14 protein-coding genes are annotated in these 17066 nt (G+C 46.6%); all 14 read left to right on the top strand.

Features of this window, described 5'->3' with window-relative positions:
- The first annotated feature begins 12 nt into the window (after nucleotides 1-12).
- The 14 genes from rsmH to ftsZ are packed head-to-tail and all read left to right on the top strand — an operon-like array spanning nucleotide 13 to nucleotide 17045.
- Nucleotides 13-963 (top strand): 16S rRNA (cytosine(1402)-N(4))-methyltransferase RsmH, encoded by a 951-nt coding sequence (gene rsmH, locus ICN16_RS08665; protein ID WP_216136588.1) that lies wholly within the window; start codon nucleotides 13-15, stop codon nucleotides 961-963.
- Nucleotides 960-1226, top strand: coding sequence for a cell division protein FtsL (ftsL, locus tag ICN16_RS08660; protein WP_088527827.1), 267 nt, complete (start codon nucleotides 960-962; stop codon nucleotides 1224-1226). The genes rsmH and ftsL overlap by 4 nt, the downstream gene beginning before the upstream one ends.
- Complete coding sequence (locus tag ICN16_RS08655; RefSeq protein WP_216136585.1) at nucleotides 1223-2995, top strand: penicillin-binding protein 2; 1773 nt, start codon at nucleotides 1223-1225, stop codon at nucleotides 2993-2995. Before ftsL ends, ICN16_RS08655 begins: the two co-directional genes overlap by 4 nt.
- The gene (locus ICN16_RS08650; protein ID WP_216136584.1) at nucleotides 2992-4545 is read left to right on the top strand and encodes a UDP-N-acetylmuramoyl-L-alanyl-D-glutamate--2,6-diaminopimelate ligase; all 1554 of its coding nucleotides are present in this window, start codon (nucleotides 2992-2994) and stop codon (nucleotides 4543-4545) included. The genes ICN16_RS08655 and ICN16_RS08650 overlap by 4 nt, the downstream gene beginning before the upstream one ends.
- The gene (murF, locus tag ICN16_RS08645; RefSeq protein ID WP_255533708.1) at nucleotides 4542-5990 is read left to right on the top strand and encodes a UDP-N-acetylmuramoyl-tripeptide--D-alanyl-D-alanine ligase; all 1449 of its coding nucleotides are present in this window, start codon (nucleotides 4542-4544) and stop codon (nucleotides 5988-5990) included. Before ICN16_RS08650 ends, murF begins: the two co-directional genes overlap by 4 nt.
- Nucleotides 5981-7150 carry a phospho-N-acetylmuramoyl-pentapeptide-transferase gene (gene mraY, locus ICN16_RS08640; protein WP_216136581.1) on the top strand — a complete coding sequence of 390 codons (1170 nt, stop codon included), beginning with the start codon at nucleotides 5981-5983 and terminating at the stop codon, nucleotides 7148-7150. Before murF ends, mraY begins: the two co-directional genes overlap by 10 nt.
- Nucleotides 7151-7160: 10 nt before the next feature.
- Entirely contained in the window at nucleotides 7161-8780 is a 1620-nt protein-coding gene (gene murD / locus ICN16_RS08635; protein WP_216136578.1) for a UDP-N-acetylmuramoyl-L-alanine--D-glutamate ligase, read from the top strand.
- Nucleotides 8777-10048 carry a putative lipid II flippase FtsW gene (gene ftsW, locus ICN16_RS08630; protein WP_216136575.1) on the top strand — a complete coding sequence of 424 codons (1272 nt, stop codon included), beginning with the start codon at nucleotides 8777-8779 and terminating at the stop codon, nucleotides 10046-10048. The genes murD and ftsW overlap by 4 nt, the downstream gene beginning before the upstream one ends.
- The gene (murG, locus tag ICN16_RS08625; protein WP_216136573.1) at nucleotides 10045-11118 is read left to right on the top strand and encodes an undecaprenyldiphospho-muramoylpentapeptide beta-N-acetylglucosaminyltransferase; all 1074 of its coding nucleotides are present in this window, start codon (nucleotides 10045-10047) and stop codon (nucleotides 11116-11118) included. Before ftsW ends, murG begins: the two co-directional genes overlap by 4 nt.
- Complete coding sequence (murC, locus tag ICN16_RS08620) at nucleotides 11115-12551, top strand: UDP-N-acetylmuramate--L-alanine ligase (protein ID WP_216136572.1); 1437 nt, start codon at nucleotides 11115-11117, stop codon at nucleotides 12549-12551. The genes murG and murC overlap by 4 nt, the downstream gene beginning before the upstream one ends.
- A gap of 7 nt (nucleotides 12552-12558) precedes the next feature.
- Nucleotides 12559-13557 carry a D-alanine--D-alanine ligase gene (locus tag ICN16_RS08615; RefSeq protein WP_216136933.1) on the top strand — a complete coding sequence of 333 codons (999 nt, stop codon included), beginning with the start codon at nucleotides 12559-12561 and terminating at the stop codon, nucleotides 13555-13557.
- On the top strand, nucleotides 13554-14420 hold the full coding sequence (locus ICN16_RS08610) for a cell division protein FtsQ/DivIB (RefSeq protein ID WP_255533707.1): 867 nt from the start codon (nucleotides 13554-13556) through the stop codon (nucleotides 14418-14420). The genes ICN16_RS08615 and ICN16_RS08610 overlap by 4 nt, the downstream gene beginning before the upstream one ends.
- A 9-nt stretch (nucleotides 14421-14429) precedes the next feature.
- Nucleotides 14430-15659, top strand: a complete 1230-nt coding sequence (ftsA, locus tag ICN16_RS08605) for a cell division protein FtsA (protein ID WP_173959480.1) — start codon at nucleotides 14430-14432, stop codon at nucleotides 15657-15659.
- A gap of 45 nt (nucleotides 15660-15704) precedes the next feature.
- Nucleotides 15705-17045, top strand: a complete 1341-nt coding sequence (ftsZ, locus tag ICN16_RS08600; RefSeq protein WP_216136571.1) for a cell division protein FtsZ — start codon at nucleotides 15705-15707, stop codon at nucleotides 17043-17045.
- The last annotated feature ends 21 nt before the right edge of the window (nucleotides 17046-17066 follow it).

Genomic DNA, 17066 nt, shown 5'->3' with positions numbered 1-17066 from the left:
TGACAGGGTGCCATGAACATAACTCATCGCCCAGTATTACTGGCCGAGGCGGTGACGGCGCTGATCAGTGGCCCACGCATCACCTCTCCCGAAGCATCAAAAAATCTACTCTTGATCGATGGAACCTTTGGGCGTGGCGGTCATACGCAAGCACTGCTTTCGCGATTACCTCCGAGCGCGCGAATGATTTCTTTCGACAAGGATTTAGATGCGATCGCAGTAGCGGAAAAAATCAACGATTCACGTTTACGAATCGTGCACGACAGTTTTGCGCAGATGGATCAGTATGCGGAGCCAGAATCAGTCGATGGCATTTTGCTAGATCTCGGCATCAGCTCTCCACAGGTGGACGAAGCACATCGTGGCTTTTCCTTTCGCAAGGATGGCCCGCTCGATATGCGCATGAACACAGATCATGGTTTGACGGCAGCAGAATGGTTAGAGCAAGCATCACAAGAGGACATCACGCGCGTGATTAAGACTTATGGCGAAGAACGTTTTGCATTTCAGATCGCTAAAGCTATTGTGGCAAAGCGAGAAGAAGGCTTGTCTCCAAAAACCACTTTGCAATTAGCGAGCTTAGTAGCCAGCGTTGTTCGTACAAGAGAAGTTGGGCAAGACCCAGCCACTAGAACTTTCCAGGCCTTACGCATTTTTATTAATCGTGAATTGGAAGATTTGGAGCTCGGGTTAAAAGCAGCCCTGAATTTATTAAAGCCAGGTGCGCGCTTAGCGGTGATTAGCTTCCATTCCTTAGAAGACCGAATTGTGAAGCAGTTTCTACAGTCACATGCGAAGGTTGAAGTGCCGCGTGGATTGCCTGTTCGTGATCGAGATCTACCGCAGAGTGCTTTGGAAATTATTGGACGTATTAAGCCAAGCGATGAAGAGGTTCGAGAAAATCCTCGTGCTCGTTCGGCAATCATGCGCGTTGCTGAAAAACGTCCAGGGGTGATGGCTTGAATCGCGCAACGCTTACCTTGCTTGTACTGCTATTAGTCTGCGCCCTATCCTTGGTTGCAGCACAGCAGCGTGCACGTAAATTATTTATCTCTTTAGAGCGTGCGCAAATTGAAGAGCGCAAACTCAATCAAGACTGGTTACGTTTGGAGTATGAGCAGCGCAATCTCTCTAAATCTGCGCGGATTCGTGATGTTGCCCGCAATCAGTTGCACATGGTTCCCATATCTCCAGAGCGTACTTTGTACTTGAAGGAGGCTAGATGAGGCCAGTAGGTTTTTCAACTACGCCCAATTTAGTATTGCGTCTGCCAATGTGGCGGTCACGCCTCATGCTGTTCATGTTGTTCTTCGTATTCATGTTGCTATTGATCCGCGCCTTCTGGATCCAAGGTCCAGGAAATGCCTTCTATGAAGCTAAAGGCGTACGTGGTACTCAGCGTGAATTAGAGTTACCTGCTTCGCGCGGAAAAATATTGGATCGCAATGGCCAGGTGATTGCCACCAGCCTTGAGGCAAAGTCGGTCATCGCCTATAACGATACCGTGCCTGATGATTTGGCTGCAGATAAGGTGCAGAAGTTAGCGGGCTTATTGCAGATGAGCGAATCAGAGTTGCGCAAAAAACTGAAAGAGGAACGTAAGCAGATTTTCCTAAAGCGCCAAGTAGATCCAGAAGTGGCGCAACAGATTAAGCAGTTAGAAATTCCAGGCATTGGCTTGAATAACGAATATCGTCGCTTTTATCCAGAAGGTGAAGCAATGGCGCACGTCGTTGGGTTCACTAATGTGGAAGATCGCGGTCAAGAGGGCATGGAGCTCTCGAGGGAAAAAGACCTGGCTGGACATCCAGGTGCTCGCCGAGTGGTTGTGGATCGACTTGGTCGTGTTGTTGAGGATGTTGCGATTTTGCAGTTACCTCAAAACGGCAAGGATTTACAACTTTCGATTGATAGCAAGATTCAGTTTCTGGCATATAACGCTGTCAAGAGTGCTGTTGAGCAACATCGTGCAAGCGCTGGCGGCGCTGTAGTGTTGGATACACATACCGGCGAGATCTTGGCTTTGGCAAATTACCCAAGCTATAACCCAAATGATCGTAAGAAGTTGACGGGTGAGCAGTTACGTAATCGCGTATTAACCGATACTTTTGAGCCTGGCTCAACTATGAAGCCCTTAACGGTAGCGATTGCTTTAGAGAAGGGTGTAATCACTCCTAATACCAATATGGCAATTGGTGCTAAATATTTGGTGGGCCCAAAACCGATTACAGATACCCATCCTTATGGCAACTTGACTGTTGCTCAAATTATTCAGAAATCTAGCAATATTGGTACAGCCAAAATTGCGATGAATAATTTAAGCGCAGAAGAGATGTGGAATTTTTATACATCCGTTGGCTTAGGTCAGGCGCCAAAGATTGGTTTTCCTGGGGCAGTGGCTGGAACAGTGCATCCCTTTAAAAAGTGGATGCCAACCGATCAGGCGCGGATTGCATTTGGCTACGGTATTTCAGGTTCACTATTTCAGGTAGCTCGTGCTTACACGATCTTTGCGCGCGATGGCGAATTAGTCCCGCTCACGATCGAACGTAGTCCAGAGTTCAAGCCTGGCACACATATTATTTCTGCTAAGACTGCGCTTGAGATGCGCAGCATGATGGAGTCGGTAACAGAACCTGGTGGTACTGCAATCAAAGCACAGGCTGAGGGTTACCGGGTTGGTGGAAAAACAGGTACAGCGCATAAATTAGTGGGTAAGGGCTACGGTAATAAATACCGTGCTTACTTTGCAGGTCTTGCGCCAATTAGTGCGCCTCGCATTGTGGTTGCCGTGATGATTGATGAGCCGACAGGTGGCAGTCACTATGGCGGTGATGTTGCCGCCCCTGTTTTCTCTACTATTGTGAGTGAGACTCTGCGTACTTTAAATGTGTTGCCAGATAGCCCCATTAAGCAGAAAGCAATGCAGGATCAAAGTCCTGTAGAAATTCAGAGTGCTGCAGTTAAAACAAATGCTGTGGTTTTAAAGAGATGATGGCAATGGTAAATATTGAACCTCATCTTTTGATCTCGAATTTGCGCGATCTCACATCTGCAGATGCAAAAGTAACTGCTGATAGTCGTCAAATCCAATCTGGCGATATATTCTTTGCATACCCCGTTGGTCATGGCAATGCCCTACGTGATGGTCGTGATTACATCGCAGCTGCCTTAGCAAATGGTGCGGCAGCAGTGGTATTTGATCCTGCGGATGGTGTTGCTAATGAATACTTAGACCGACCAGAGTGTTTTGCTATTGAAAATTTATCCAGCTTGGCTGGAGCACTTTGTTCTGAGTGGTATGACTTCCCAAGTGAAAAGCTTAATGTCATTGGTGTTACAGGCACTAATGGCAAGACCAGTATTACGCAGTGGCTGGCACAGGCATTAGATCAACCCAATCATCGTGCTGCAGTTTTGGGTACGTTGGGTACCGGTTTTCCGGGCGCATTGATCGAGACTGGTTACACCACCCCAGATGCACCTCGATTACAAACCCAATTAAAAGAATTGCTTGATGCGGGTGCTGAGCAAGTGGCCATAGAGATTTCCTCTCATGCACTTGATCAAGATCGTATTGCTGGGCTAAATGTGCGCAGTGCGGTATTTACCAATTTAACTCAAGATCACTTGGATTATCACGGCACGATGGGTGAGTATGCTGAGGCAAAAGCGAAACTATTTCAGCTGCCGCAAGTTGAAAATGCCATCATCAATTTTGATGATGCATTTGGTCGCGAATTAGCAATGAAGCTCCTCGCTGTCGATGGTCCTCAAGTATGGGGCTACGCATTGTGCAGCAATGCCTTTGCTGGATTTGAAAAATTTGGCGATCGATTGAAGCGGGTGTATGCAGAAAATACTGAATTCACACCTACTGGTTATGCATCTCAATTTAATTGTGATGCTCTAGGCTCAAGCCTTGTTCAGCTTGCGGTATTGGGTGAATTTAATTTGAGTAATTGTCTTGCTGTTTGGGCAATTCTATTGGCGCAAGGCATAAGTCCAGCTGAGGCCGCTAAGCGCATGAGTAATTTGAGACCTGTTTCTGGTCGTATGGAGCTTGTTCGCGTTCATAAATCTCAGAAGAGTGATGGGCCATTGATTGTTGTGGATTATGCGCACACACCCGATGCCCTTACTAAGGCATTGACGGCATTACGCCCTATTGCAAATCAACGCGATGGAAAAGTGTGGTGCGTCTTTGGTTGTGGCGGCGATCGAGATGTAGGTAAGCGCCCGCAAATGGGTAAGGCTGCTCAAGACTTTGCTGATCATGTTGTGATTACAAGCGATAACCCAAGATCTGAAGACCCAGCATCCATAATCGCCATGATTCAAGCTGGCATGTCGGGTGATTTGGTCAATATTCAAGCTCTGCCTGATAGAGCGGCTGCCATTATGGCTGCAGTACGGCATGCTGATATCAAGGATATTGTTTTGGTTGCCGGCAAAGGGCATGAGTCCACTCAAGAAATCAATGGCAAGAAATTTGATTTTTCAGATCAAGAGCATATTCGTTTGGCGGCAGGGGGAAGCGTATGAGTGCACCCATGACTACCCTTGCTCAAGTGCATGCCATGTTGCCAGGCAGTCAGTTGATTCATGCTGATGCAAAGTCTGTTGAAGCAATTTCTATTTCTCGTGTTGGCAGCGATAGTCGTCAGATTCAGGCTGATGAATTATTTATTGCTTTATCGGGCGATCGTTTCGATGCGCATGATTTCTTGGGTGATGTGGCAACGGCAGGCGCAAGTGCGGCACTGATTAGCCATAAAGAAAAATGCCCTACAAACTTACCTGCAGTATGTGTCCAGGATGTTAGACAGGGTTTGGGTGAGCTGGCAAAAGCATGGCGTGCACAGTTTTCCATCCCAGTGGCTTTAGTAACGGGCTCTAATGGCAAGACCACTGTAAAAGAGATGATTGCTTCGATCTTCAAGTCGGTTGCTGGTGAAGAGTGCACCCTGGTTACTAAAGGTAACTTCAATAATGATATTGGCTTACCTTTAACCTTGCTACGCATGCGATCAACCGATCGCTTAGCTGTGATTGAGTTGGGAATGAATCATCCTGGTGAAACTGCAGAGTTAGCTCATATTGCCCAAGCAAATATTGCCTTGATCAATAATGCGCAGCGCGAGCATCAAGAATTTATGGCGACTGTCGAAGCAGTTGCAAAAGAACATGCAACTGCTTTGAGCGCTCTTCCTGCAGACGGTGTTGCAGTATTCCCAGCAGATTCTGAATTTTCTGATGTTTGGTATCAAGCTGCCGCAGGACGTAAGGTCATTGACTTCGCCTTATCTTCGGGCCCTGTTTTAGCTAAGGCTTCAGTGACCGGTAAGTTATTGGCTAGTGGAAGAGTTGAAATTACAACCGAACTAGGCAAGATCGAGGTACAGCTCAATACCTTAGGAAGTCACAATGTGCGCAATGCTTTAGCAGCTAGCGCAGTTGCTTTGGGCGCCGGTTTAAGGCTCGAACAAATTAAAGCTGGTCTGGAATCTTTTGTCCCGGTCAATGGCCGCATGCAATCAAAGCCTTTAAATGCGGTTCGCACCTTGATTGACGATAGTTACAACGCGAACCCTGATTCTGTAAGGGCTGCTATTGATGCGCTTAAACAGTCTGGCAATACTGCTTGGTTGGTATTGGGTGATATGGGTGAGGTAGGTGATCAAGGCCCTGCGTTCCACGAGGAAGTTGGAGCCTATGCTGCTGAACAGGGAATTAGTAAGTTATTTGCCCTCGGAGAGCAGTGCAAATTTGCGGTGCAGGGTTTTAATGATTCAGGAAAGACTGAGCTTGCTAGCGGTGCTACACATTTCACCACACTAGATCAGTTGCTTGACGAGCTCAATGTGGCACTGGCGGATGAAGAGTCAGGCAAACGGCAGCACTTAGATATTTTGGTTAAGGGATCTCGTTTTATGCGCATGGAGCGTGTAGTACAGGCCTTGTTAGAGGAGGCTAAAACATGCTCTTAATATTGGCGCAATGGTTACAGGATGATTTTGGATTTTTCCGAGTCTTCAATTACATTACTTTTAGAGCGGTAATGGCAACAGTGACTGCTTTGTTGATCGGCTTAGTGTCTGGCCCATGGGTTATTCGCAAGTTGACTGCATTGAAGATGGGTCAAGCGGTTCGTACCGATGGCCCACAAACCCATTTAGTGAAATCAGGCACCCCAACAATGGGTGGTGTACTGATTCTGTTGGGTATTTTTATCTCCTGCATGCTGTGGGCCGATCTAAGTAATCGCTTTATATGGATTGTGATGATTGTGACTTTTGGATTTGGGTTGGTAGGCTGGGTTGATGATTACCGTAAAGTGGCGCGTAAAGATCCTAAGGGAATGGCCTCTAGAGAAAAGTTTTTTTGGCAGACTTTGATTGGATTATTTGCTGCTATCTATTTAGCTTTCTCGGTATCTGAAGTGAATAACCTCAAGGTCTTGCAGTTGTTCTTTGATTGGCTTAAGAGCGGCTTTGCTTTAGATTTACCTGCCAAATCAAACTTACTCATTCCATTTATGAAAGAAGTGAGTTATCCCTTAGGTGTGATGGGCTTCATCATTTTGAGTTACTTGGTGATTGTTGGTAGCAGCAATGCTGTGAATCTCACCGATGGACTCGATGGTCTGGTCATCATGCCAGTGATATTAGTTGGTGCTGCTCTGGGTGCTTTTGCTTATGTGATGGGAAATGCAATTTACGCAAAGTATTTATTGTTCCCATATATCCCTGGTGCAGGTGAGCTCATGATTTTCTGTGGTGCTATGGGTGGCGCAGGCTTAGCATTCCTTTGGTACAACACCCATCCTGCTCAAGTGTTCATGGGTGACGTTGGTGCGCTTGCATTAGGTGGTGCACTTGGAACAATCGCTGTGATTGTTCGTCAAGAAATCGTGCTCTTTGTCATGGGCGGAATCTTTGTGGCAGAAACACTGTCAGTAATGCTGCAAGTGTTCTGGTTCAAATTTACCAAGAAGCGTTTTGGTGAGGGCCGTCGTATTTTTAGGATGGCACCACTGCATCACCATTTCGAATTAGGTGGCTGGCGCGAAACACAGGTAGTCGTTCGCTTCTGGATCATCACCATTTTATTAGTCCTCATTGGCCTCTCCAGCCTGAAATTAAGGTAAGCCAAAGAATATGCATAACTTAGACCAAGCCTTCTCTAACCCAGCGCTCATTGCAGATGAGGGCTATCAAGCACCTCAACATTTCTTGATTTTAGGATTGGGTGAGTCTGGCTATGCCATGGCAAAGTGGTGTTTACGGAATGCCGCAAAGGTCAGTTTGGCTGATACGCGTGATCGCGAAAATCTGAATGAGCGACAAAGGGCCTGGTTAGCTGAGCTTGAATTTGCAGGACTTCAAGCAGCCTTCTTTGGGCCCCTTGATAACATTGATTTAAAGAAGATGGATGTCATCGGAATTAGTCCTGGTTTATCTCCGCTTCAAGAGCCAATCGCCTCATTCTTGGTTAAGGCGCAAGAATCCAATATTGATATCTGGGGAGAGTTGGAATTCTTTGCGAGAGCGATTGCTGCATTGGATCGCATGGCTCAGGTTGAAGAATCTCAATATAAACCAGCTCTATTGGCTATTACCGGAACAAATGGAAAGACAACAACGACGGCACTGACTGGGCAGCTGTGTGAGCGTGCCGGTAAGAGGGTTGCTGTTGCAGGAAATATCAGCCCAGCAGCTCTAGATAAGTTGATGTCTTGCCTGGATGAATCCGATCAAGTTGCCGATATGCCTGAGATTTGGGTGCTTGAACTCTCTAGCTTCCAATTGGTTTACACAAGCACCTTTAATGCTACAGCAGCAACTGTATTAAATATTACGCAAGATCATTTGGATTGGCACGGTGATATGCAGGCATATGTTGATGCAAAAGCGAATATTTTTGGGCAAGACACTATCTGCATTCTGAATCGTGATGATTCACTAGTAATGAATCTGTTGACTGACGAGCAAAAAGCAAATAAATCAGTTATTACTTTTGGCGCAAGTCGTCCTGATGAGCAGGGAGCTTTTGGCATTGAGCATGATCTACGTGCCGGTGGAATTGATTGGTTAGTCTGGGCAGAAGTGGATGAAGATCTTGAGCCTCAACCAAAACGCCGTCGTAAAGCAGCAGTTGTAGAGGAAGAGCCATTAAGACTTAAGCGTTTAATACCTGCCGATGCTTTACGTATTCGTGGTCGCCACAATGCTTTGAATGCTTTGGCTGCGTTAGCTCTGGCACGAGCAGCTGGTTTGCCAATGAATATGCTCTTGCATGGTTTACGCGACTACCATGGTGAGCCTCATCGTGTTCAAAGTGTTTCCATCGTATCGAATGTTGAATATGTAGATGACAGTAAAGGTACCAATGTAGGGGCAACAGTTGCGGCATTAAATGGCCTGAGCGCTAATGAGGCTGGTAAACGCATTTGGTTGATTGCTGGTGGTGAAGGTAAGGGTCAGGACTTTAGCCCTTTACGTGATCCGGCATTACGTTTTGTAAAAGGCGTTTTCTTAATTGGCAAAGATGGGCCAATCATTGCTGAAGCTTTGGCTGATTCAGTGCCATGCGTCATGAGTGAGACTCTGCAAAATGCAGTTACCGAAGCTGCAAAGCGGGCGCAGTCTGGCGACATCGTTTTACTGTCTCCCGCTTGCGCTAGCTTTGATCAGTTCAGTGATTACGTTGCGCGTGCTGAAGCATTTGTTGCGGAAGTTCAAGAATTGGGAATGCAATTCGAAGGAGCTAATGCATGAGTTTGAAGGAAAAACTTTTTCCTGAGAATCGTTTGGGTCTTGGCCGCTTCTGGAATTTCTCCAGAGGTGGGATAGATAATTTCCGCAGCGGCTTAAGAGATGCGGTTTCTGGTGTTGAGCAAACGCGCTCACGCATGATGGACTATGACCAGTTGCTAGTTTGGGCAGTACTGTCTTTAGCCTTGATTGGTTTGGTGATGGTCTACTCCGCATCTATTACTTTGGCTGATGGCCCTAAGTATGCAAATTACAGCAGCAACTTCTTCCTCATTCGGCATTGCATTTCATTGGCTATTGCCATTGGGGTTGCTATTTGGGTATTTAAGATCCCAACTCATGTATGGGATCGTTATTCACCAGTAATTTTTGGTTTCACGGTCTTGCTATTAATTGCTGTACTCATCCCTGGTGTTGGTAAAGGTGTAAATGGTGCAAAGCGTTGGATTCCATTGGGCCTGATGAATTTTCAGCCATCTGAATTAATGAAGTTTGCTGCAGTGATATTTGCTGCAAGCTACACAGTACAGCGCCAAGAATATCTGCACTCATTTGTGAAGGGTATGTTGCCGATGGGTATCGCTGTTGCCTTAGTCGGCGGCTTACTTATGGCCGAACCTGACATGGGTGCATTTGTGGTGGTTGCTTTAATTGCATTTGGAATTTTGTTTTTAGGCGGAATTAATGCCAAGCTATTTGGCGGCCTAATCTTGGTTGGTTTAATGAGTGGCGCAACCATGATTGCACTTTCACCATTCCGTCGCGGTCGCATGCTGGCCTTTATGGATCCATGGCAAGTCGACAATGCAGCAAATAAAGGATATCAATTAACCCATTCGCTCATGGCATTTGGTCGTGGTGAATGGTTTGGGTTAGGTTTAGGTGGTAGCGTTGAAAAATTACATTACCTGCCTGAGGCACATACCGATTTCATCATGGCCGTGATAGGTGAAGAGCTTGGATTTGTTGGTGTAGTGGTGATGATCTTTTTGTTCTATTGGATCGTACGTCGGGCATTCCTCATTGGCCGTACCGCCTTGCAGTTAGATCGCAGTTTTGCTGGACTTGCCGCTAAAGGTGTGGCTATATGGATTGGTTGGCAAGCATTTATCAACATGGGTGTGAACTTGGGCTTACTTCCTACTAAAGGGTTGACTCTTCCTTTAGTTAGTTATGGCGGCTCAGGGATTTTAATGAATGCAGTTGCAATAGCCATGCTGCTTCGTATCGATTATGAAAACCGTATCTTGATGCGGGGTGGCAAATTATGACCAAGCCATCCATTTTGATTATGGCCGGCGGTACTGGGGGGCATATTTTCCCAGGCCTAGCTGTCGCTGAATATTTACGCATCTGTGGCTGGAAGGTATTTTGGCTGGGTAATCAAAGCGGCATGGAATATCGCTTGGTAAAAGCTTGCGACTTCCCATTTGAAGCGGTCGAGTTTGGCGGCTTGCGCGGCAAAGGTATAAAAGCAAAATTGATGTTGCCATTTAATCTTGCAAGGGCGAGTTTTCAGAGTTTGAAAATCATGCGCCGTATCAAGCCAAATGTTGTTCTAGGAATGGGTGGATACATCACATTTCCTGGTGGCTTAATGACTAAGTTTTTGAAGAAGCCATTAGTTCTACATGAAGCTAATTCTGTAGCAGGAAGTGCTAATCGTGCTCTGGCCAAAATTGCCATGCGCACCTTAACTGGTTTTCCAGACACGATGACTCACGCTGAGTGGGTGGGAAATCCAATTCGCGAAGAGTTCGAAGTCGTAGGTCCGCCAGCAAAACGATATGAAATGCGAACTGGACCTTTGTCGATTTTGGTAGTTGGTGGCAGCTTAGGTGCGGCCGCCTTAAATGAAGCGATTCCAGCAGCCTTGGCATTGATGGATAAAGATGCGCGTCCGAATGTGATTCACCAAGCGGGCGATAAGCATCTCGTAGATTTACAGCAGCGTTATGCCGACTTGGGTGTATCCGCAGATATTCGCCCTTTCATTGACGACATGCCAGCTGCTTATGCTCAAGCAGATTTGGTGATCTGTCGCTCTGGCGCAATGACCGTATCAGAAATTGCAGCATGTGGCGTTGCATCTTGCTTGATCCCATTTCCATATGCAATTGATGATCACCAAACTGCAAACGCACGTTTTTTGTCGGATGCAGATGCGGCCATTCTATTGCCGCAACAAGATCTAAATCCACAGGATTTGGCATCTATGATTCAAAACTTTAGTCGCCAAGATTTACAAGTGATGGCTGAGCGGGCTCATGCTTTAGCTAAACCTCATGCAACTCAGCGCGTGGCTGAAGTATGTGCAGACTGTGCAGGAGTGGGTATATGAAACATATTGTTCAGCAAATACATTTTGTTGGCATCGGCGGTGCGGGTATGAGCGGTATTGCCGAAGTCTTATTGAATCTAGGTTATCAGGTATCTGGATCCGATTTGACTGAAGGTGTTACAACTAAGCGCCTAAAAGATTTGGGCGCGGTAATTCATATTGGACATGATCCTAAAAATATTGGTACTGCAGAGGCGGTGGTGATTTCTACTGCGGTTGCAGGCAATAACCCAGAGGTGCTGGCTGCTCGTGCGGCCAAGGTTCCTGTTATTCAGCGCGCAGTCATGCTTGGTGAACTCATGCGTTTAAAGCAGGGTATTGCGATTGCGGGTACTCATGGAAAAACAACTACAACTAGTTTAGTTGCCTCAGTCTTAGCTGAAGGTGGTTTAGATCCAACCTTTGTGATCGGTGGAAAGTTAAATTCTGCCGGCGCCAATGCACGATTAGGTCAGGGTGACTTCATTGTGGTTGAGGCTGATGAGTCTGACGCTTCTTTCTTGCAATTATTCCCGGCTATGGAAGTAGTTACCAATATCGATGCGGATCATATGGATACGTATCAACATGACATGGCGAGATTGAAGCAAGCATTTGTCCAGTTCATCCAACGTATGCCTTTTTATGGTGTTGCAGTGCTGTGCATTGATGATGCTAACGTTCGAGACATTATCCCGTTTGTATCTCAGCCAGTACTGCGCTATGGCTTATCTGAAGATGCGGATATTCGTGCAAGTAATGTGCGCGCTGAAGGTACTCGTATGCACTTTACGGTAGATCGTAAAACTGTGCGACGTCACGGCAATAAGCCGGGGCGTCTTGAGGTGCAATTAAATTTACCAGGCTTGCATAACGTTCGTAATGCCTTAGCGGCAATTGGTATTGCAACGGAATTGGGTGTTGGCGATGAAGCCATCATGAAGGCTTTATCTGAATTTAGTGGTGTTGGTCGTCGCTTCCAAAGATATGGGGATATCCCGCTCGCATCTGGTGGAAGCTTCACATTGATAGATGATTACGGACATCATCCTGTTGAGATGGCAGCTACCTTATCTGCTGCGCGTGGGGCTTACCCTGATCGTCGTTTGGTATTGGCATTTCAACCCCATCGTTTCACAAGAACGCGTGATTGCTTTGGTGAATTTGTGCAAGTGCTGAAAAACTTTGATGCGCTGGTGTTAACTGAGGTGTATCCAGCTGGTGAAGCTAAGATTCCAGGCGCTGATGGTCAAAGCCTCATGAAGGCAGCGCTTGCAGCTGATAAAAATTTGACTGGCTCCTTAGACAGCAGGGCTGTGGCCTTTGCGCCAAGCGTTGCTGACATGCCAGAAAAACTCAGAGCCTTATTGCGTGATGGCGATGTTTTAATCACGATGGGCGCAGGCTCGATTTCAGGATTGCCTCATGTGTTGGTGGAGGCAAAAAATGTCTAATCAAACTATGGCTTTGAGTTCTTGGGGTCAGCGAGTAAAGCAAGAGCTCGCAAACTTAGATGTCAAATCTCTTGGTCGGGTGGGCGTACTGCTTGGTGGTCGATCTGGTGAGCGTGAGATTTCGCTAATGTCTGGCGGAGGTGTTTTAGAAGCTTTGCTTTCCAAAGGGGTAGATGCACATCCATTTGATCCAGGCTTACGCTGCCCAACTGAAATAGCAAATGAAAAATTTGACCATGTGTTTATCTCCTTGCATGGACGTTATGGTGAGGATGGCACGATTCAGGGCTTACTAGATCTCTTAGGTTTACCGTATACCGGTAGCGGTGTACTAGCATCTGCGCTGGCGATCGATAAAATTGCGACTAAGCTTGTTTGGCTCAGTAGCGGTCTTTCAACCCCAGAGTTTGAGGAATTGAAGGCTGATAGCGACTGGAATGCAGTGGTGAAGCACCTGGGTCTGCCATTGATTGTTAAACCCGCACATGAAGGATCTTCACTTGGTTTGACTAAAGTGAAATCTGTCGATGAGTTGCCCGCAGCTTATACCTTAGCTGCCGCAATGGATAAGAAGGTGATTGCTGAGACTTGTATTGTTGGTGATGAGCTCACTTGCCCATTAGTTGGATTTGGAGCAGATGCTGAGGCTTTACCAGTAATCAAAATTATTCCACCAGAAGCCAATTACGATTTTCATAATAAGTATTTCTCTGATGAGACCAAATACTTGTGCCCAACTGATCTAGCGCCAGAAGTAAATAAAGCGGTTCAAGAGTTGGCATTAGCCGCTTATCGCGCGCTCGGCTGCAGAACTTGGGGTCGGGCTGATGTGATGCTTGATCAAAAAACGGGTAAACCTTATCTGCTTGAGATGAATACCTCTCCAGGAATGACCTCGCATTCTTTGGTTCCAATGGCTGCAAAAGCGGCCGGTATTGAATATGCAGAACTAGTTCTCTGGGTTATTAGTCAGACCTTAAACGGTAAGAGAGCTGCGCAAATATGAGTCGAATGAGCGCCTTCTTAAACGGCTTCGGTGAAGTCTTTGTTTCATTGGCATCCCCAATTTGGAATCATCCAGAGCGGATGCAGAAGTTGAGCCGTTTCTTGATGCGCTGTTTTGCAGTCATGGTGTGCGTTGGAGTTCTGGTATGGCTAAGTCAGCGACCTGTCTTTGCCTTACGACAAGTTGTCATTGAGCCGGTAGCTGGGCAAACGCTCAAACATATTAATAAGCCGGTCGTGAAGCAGCAGGTCTTAGAAACAGTCCAGGGAAATTTCTTTAGCGTGAGATTGGAAGATGTGAAGCGTGGATTTGAGTCTATGCCTTGGGTTCGTCACGCTAACGTCCGCAGAGTCTGGCCCAATGGATTGATTGTAAGCATTGAAGAGCAGAAGCCTTTCGGTACTTGGGGTGGGGCTGATAGTCATACCTTAATGAATACCCATGGAGAACTCTTTGCTGGGCGCGTTTCTGATGTCGGTGATGGTATTCAGTTAATCGACTTCTCGGGACCGGAAGATGCCAGCAAAGAAGTGATGCGTTTATATGAGAAAGCGAACGCGTGGTTTAAGCCCTGGAGTGCGGAGGTAAAAAGCTTAACGCTCTCCGAACGCTATGCCTGGCATGTGAAGTTATCCAATGGCATGAAGGTAGAGTTCGGTCGAGATGAAGAGAATTCGGACAAAACGTTAACCGAGGACCGCGTCGCGCGCCTCTTTAAATATTGGCCGCAGGTTCAAGAAAAGTGGGCTAATCGTGTAGATGCAATTGATCTGCGATATGCAAATGGTTTTGCGGTACATCTTGCTTCGGCAAGTTTGAAAAAAAATGAAGCAGATGGCAAAAAAAGTGAGCAGAAGCAATGAGGAATGAGAATGAGTAAAGACAACCGCGATTTATTGGTCGGATTAGATATTGGGACCTCCAAGGTGGTTGCTTTGGTTGCTGAATTGGCACCAGATGGCCAATTTAATGTTGTTGGCGTTGGTCAAACTGCGTCCAAAGGCTTGAAGAAGGGTGTGGTTGTCAATATTGAAGCTACTGTCCAGTCCATTCAAAAAGCGCTTGAAGAAGCTGAGGTCATGGCAGATCGCCAGATCGTACAAGTCTTTACTGGCATCGCTGGAAACCATATTGTCAGTTTTAACTCTAGCGGTATGGTGGCTATTCGCGATAAAGAAGTCAGTGCTGGTGATGTTGAGCGTGTTCTAGAAACAGCAAAAGCAATCAATATTCCAACAGATCAGCAAATCCTTCACATTCTTGTTCAAGAATTCATTATTGATGGACAAGAAGATGTGCGCGAGCCAATTGGCATGAGCGGTTTACGCCTAGAAGTAAAGGTGCATATTGTTACTGGCGCTGTTAGTGCTGCACAAAATATTGTGAAGTGTGTACGCCGTTGTGGCTTAGAAGTAAACGATCTCATCTTGCAACCACTTGCATCCAGTTTGGCTGTACTGACAGAAGATGAAAAAGAGTTAGGCGTTGTCTTGGTTGATATTGGTGGCGGTACAACTGATATTGCGATCTATTGCCAGGGCTCTATTCGTCATACTGCTGTAATTCCGATTGCGGGCGATCAAATTACCAATGACATAGCGATGGCATTGCGTACGCCGACGATTGATGCTGAAGATCTCAAGATTCAATATGGTATTGCTCGCCAAGACATGGCCGACCCAACCACCATGATTGATGTACCTGGAGTTGGAGATCGCGAACCGCGCCCAATGTCTAAGCAAGCCTTAGCAGCAGTCATTGAGCCGCGTGTAGAAGAGTTATTTACCTTGGTGCGTGGCGTAGTTCGAGATTCAGGTTACGAAGATATGGTGTCTTCAGGAATCGTACTGACTGGTGGAACTTCTTTAATGCCAGGCATGGTTGAGCTTGCTGAGCAAGTGTTCTTGCGCCCGGCACGTATCGGTACTCCTGAGTACCGTGGCCACTTACATGAAGTGTTGCGTAGCCCTCGTTTTGCTACCAGCATCGGTTTATTAATGGAAGGTCAGGCGCAGTTGTTGCGTGGCCGTCGAGTATCTCAGTCAGGCGCGTTGCAAAGTGTGATTTCGCGCATGAAGGAATGGTTCGCAGGAAATTTTTAAGTTTTTCGTCGTCGTCAATGTAGTACTTATTACCTAGGAGGGTATATGGAATTTGAAATGTTAGATCAAGAAACAGCCGGCAAAACCATTATTAAAGTGGTTGGAGTTGGTGGTGCAGGTGGTAATGCAGTTCAGCATATGATTCGTCGCGGTGTTAACGGCGTAGAGTTTATTTGCATGAACACCGATGCTGGCGCTTTACAGCGTTCTGAGGCATCTGTGAATTTGCAACTAGGCTCTAGCGGACTCGGTGCTGGCGCAAAACCTGAAATCGGTGCAGCTTCTGCTGAAGAGGCTCGTGCACGTATTGCGGATACATTGCAAGGTGCACATATGGTATTCATCACAGCCGGTATGGGTGGTGGTACAGGTACTGGTGCAGCTCCAATCGTTGCTCAAGTTGCTAAAGAGATGGGTATCTTAACTGTTGGTGTTATCAGCAAGCCATTTGACTTTGAAGGTGTGAAGCGTCTCAAGGTTGCAGAGAATGGCGCCACCGAACTCGAAGCCTATGTTGATTCATTGATCGTTGTTCTCAACGAAAAACTCTTTGAAGTGATGGGTGAAGATGCTGAGTTTGATAAGGCATTTGCATGCGCTGATGATGTATTACATAACGCCGTTTCAGGTATTGCTGAAATCATTAACGTACAAGGTTTGATCAACGTCGACTTTGAGGACGTGAAAACAGTGATGGGTGAACAAGGTAAGGCGATGATGGGAACTGCAACAGTTTCTGGTATGGATCGCGCACGTTTGGCTGCTGAAGCTGCAGTTGCCTCACCATTGCTCGAAGGAGTTGATTTGTCTGGTGCACGCGGCGTATTGGTAAACATCACCGCTAGCCGTTCATTGAAATTGTCTGAGACTCGTGAAGTGATGGCGGCAATCCGTGGCTATGCTGCAGATGATGCTACTGTAATCTTCGGTACTGTCTATGACGAGAGCTTGGGTGATGCCTTGCGCGTTACTGTGGTGGCTACTGGCTTGAATAATCCACAAGCACGTCAACATCATCAACCGGAAGTAGTTTGGAGACAAGCTACTGGTACGCATGATGCGATGCCAACAATGGCTGACTTGAATAGCTTTGCTCCAGCAAGCGCTTCGGCAGCAATGAGCAAGGTAAGCCTTGATTCAGCTTTGAGCACTAGCGCTGGTTTGGCAATGACAGGTGCGGGTAGTGCGCCTTCGATGGCCGCTCAACCAGCAACAAGCGGAGTTGATTACAGTCAATATGATTTGCCACGTGTATTCCGTAGTTCACGTGAAGCGACACCAGCCCCTACATTAGGTGCTGATAGCTCACCGCAGGCAAAAACCATGTTGGATAAAGGGGCTGATTACTATGAAATCCCAGCTTTTTTGCGTAAGCAAGCAGATTAATTAACTGCTTAATACAATAGG

Source organism: Polynucleobacter sp. es-MAR-4 (assembly GCF_018882055.1).
In the GTDB taxonomy this organism is placed as follows: Bacteria; Pseudomonadota; Gammaproteobacteria; order Burkholderiales; family Burkholderiaceae; genus Polynucleobacter.
Note: the sequence above shows the minus strand (reverse complement) of the source record. Positions and strands in the feature narration are given on the sequence as shown.

Coding starts and splice junctions, on each gene's coding strand:
- rsmH (WP_216136588.1), top strand. CDS start 13: ATGAACATAACTCATCGCCCAGTATTACTGGCCGAGGCGGTGACGGCG.
- ICN16_RS08655 (WP_216136585.1), top strand. CDS start 1,223: ATGAGGCCAGTAGGTTTTTCAACTACGCCCAATTTAGTATTGCGTCTG.
- ICN16_RS08650 (WP_216136584.1), top strand. CDS start 2,992: ATGATGGCAATGGTAAATATTGAACCTCATCTTTTGATCTCGAATTTG.
- murF (WP_255533708.1), top strand. CDS start 4,542: ATGAGTGCACCCATGACTACCCTTGCTCAAGTGCATGCCATGTTGCCA.
- mraY (WP_216136581.1), top strand. CDS start 5,981: ATGCTCTTAATATTGGCGCAATGGTTACAGGATGATTTTGGATTTTTC.
- murD (WP_216136578.1), top strand. CDS start 7,161: ATGCATAACTTAGACCAAGCCTTCTCTAACCCAGCGCTCATTGCAGAT.
- ftsW (WP_216136575.1), top strand. CDS start 8,777: ATGAGTTTGAAGGAAAAACTTTTTCCTGAGAATCGTTTGGGTCTTGGC.
- murG (WP_216136573.1), top strand. CDS start 10,045: ATGACCAAGCCATCCATTTTGATTATGGCCGGCGGTACTGGGGGGCAT.
- murC (WP_216136572.1), top strand. CDS start 11,115: ATGAAACATATTGTTCAGCAAATACATTTTGTTGGCATCGGCGGTGCG.
- ICN16_RS08615 (WP_216136933.1), top strand. CDS start 12,559: ATGGCTTTGAGTTCTTGGGGTCAGCGAGTAAAGCAAGAGCTCGCAAAC.
- ICN16_RS08610 (WP_255533707.1), top strand. CDS start 13,554: ATGAGTCGAATGAGCGCCTTCTTAAACGGCTTCGGTGAAGTCTTTGTT.
- ftsA (WP_173959480.1), top strand. CDS start 14,430: ATGAGTAAAGACAACCGCGATTTATTGGTCGGATTAGATATTGGGACC.
- ftsZ (WP_216136571.1), top strand. CDS start 15,705: ATGGAATTTGAAATGTTAGATCAAGAAACAGCCGGCAAAACCATTATT.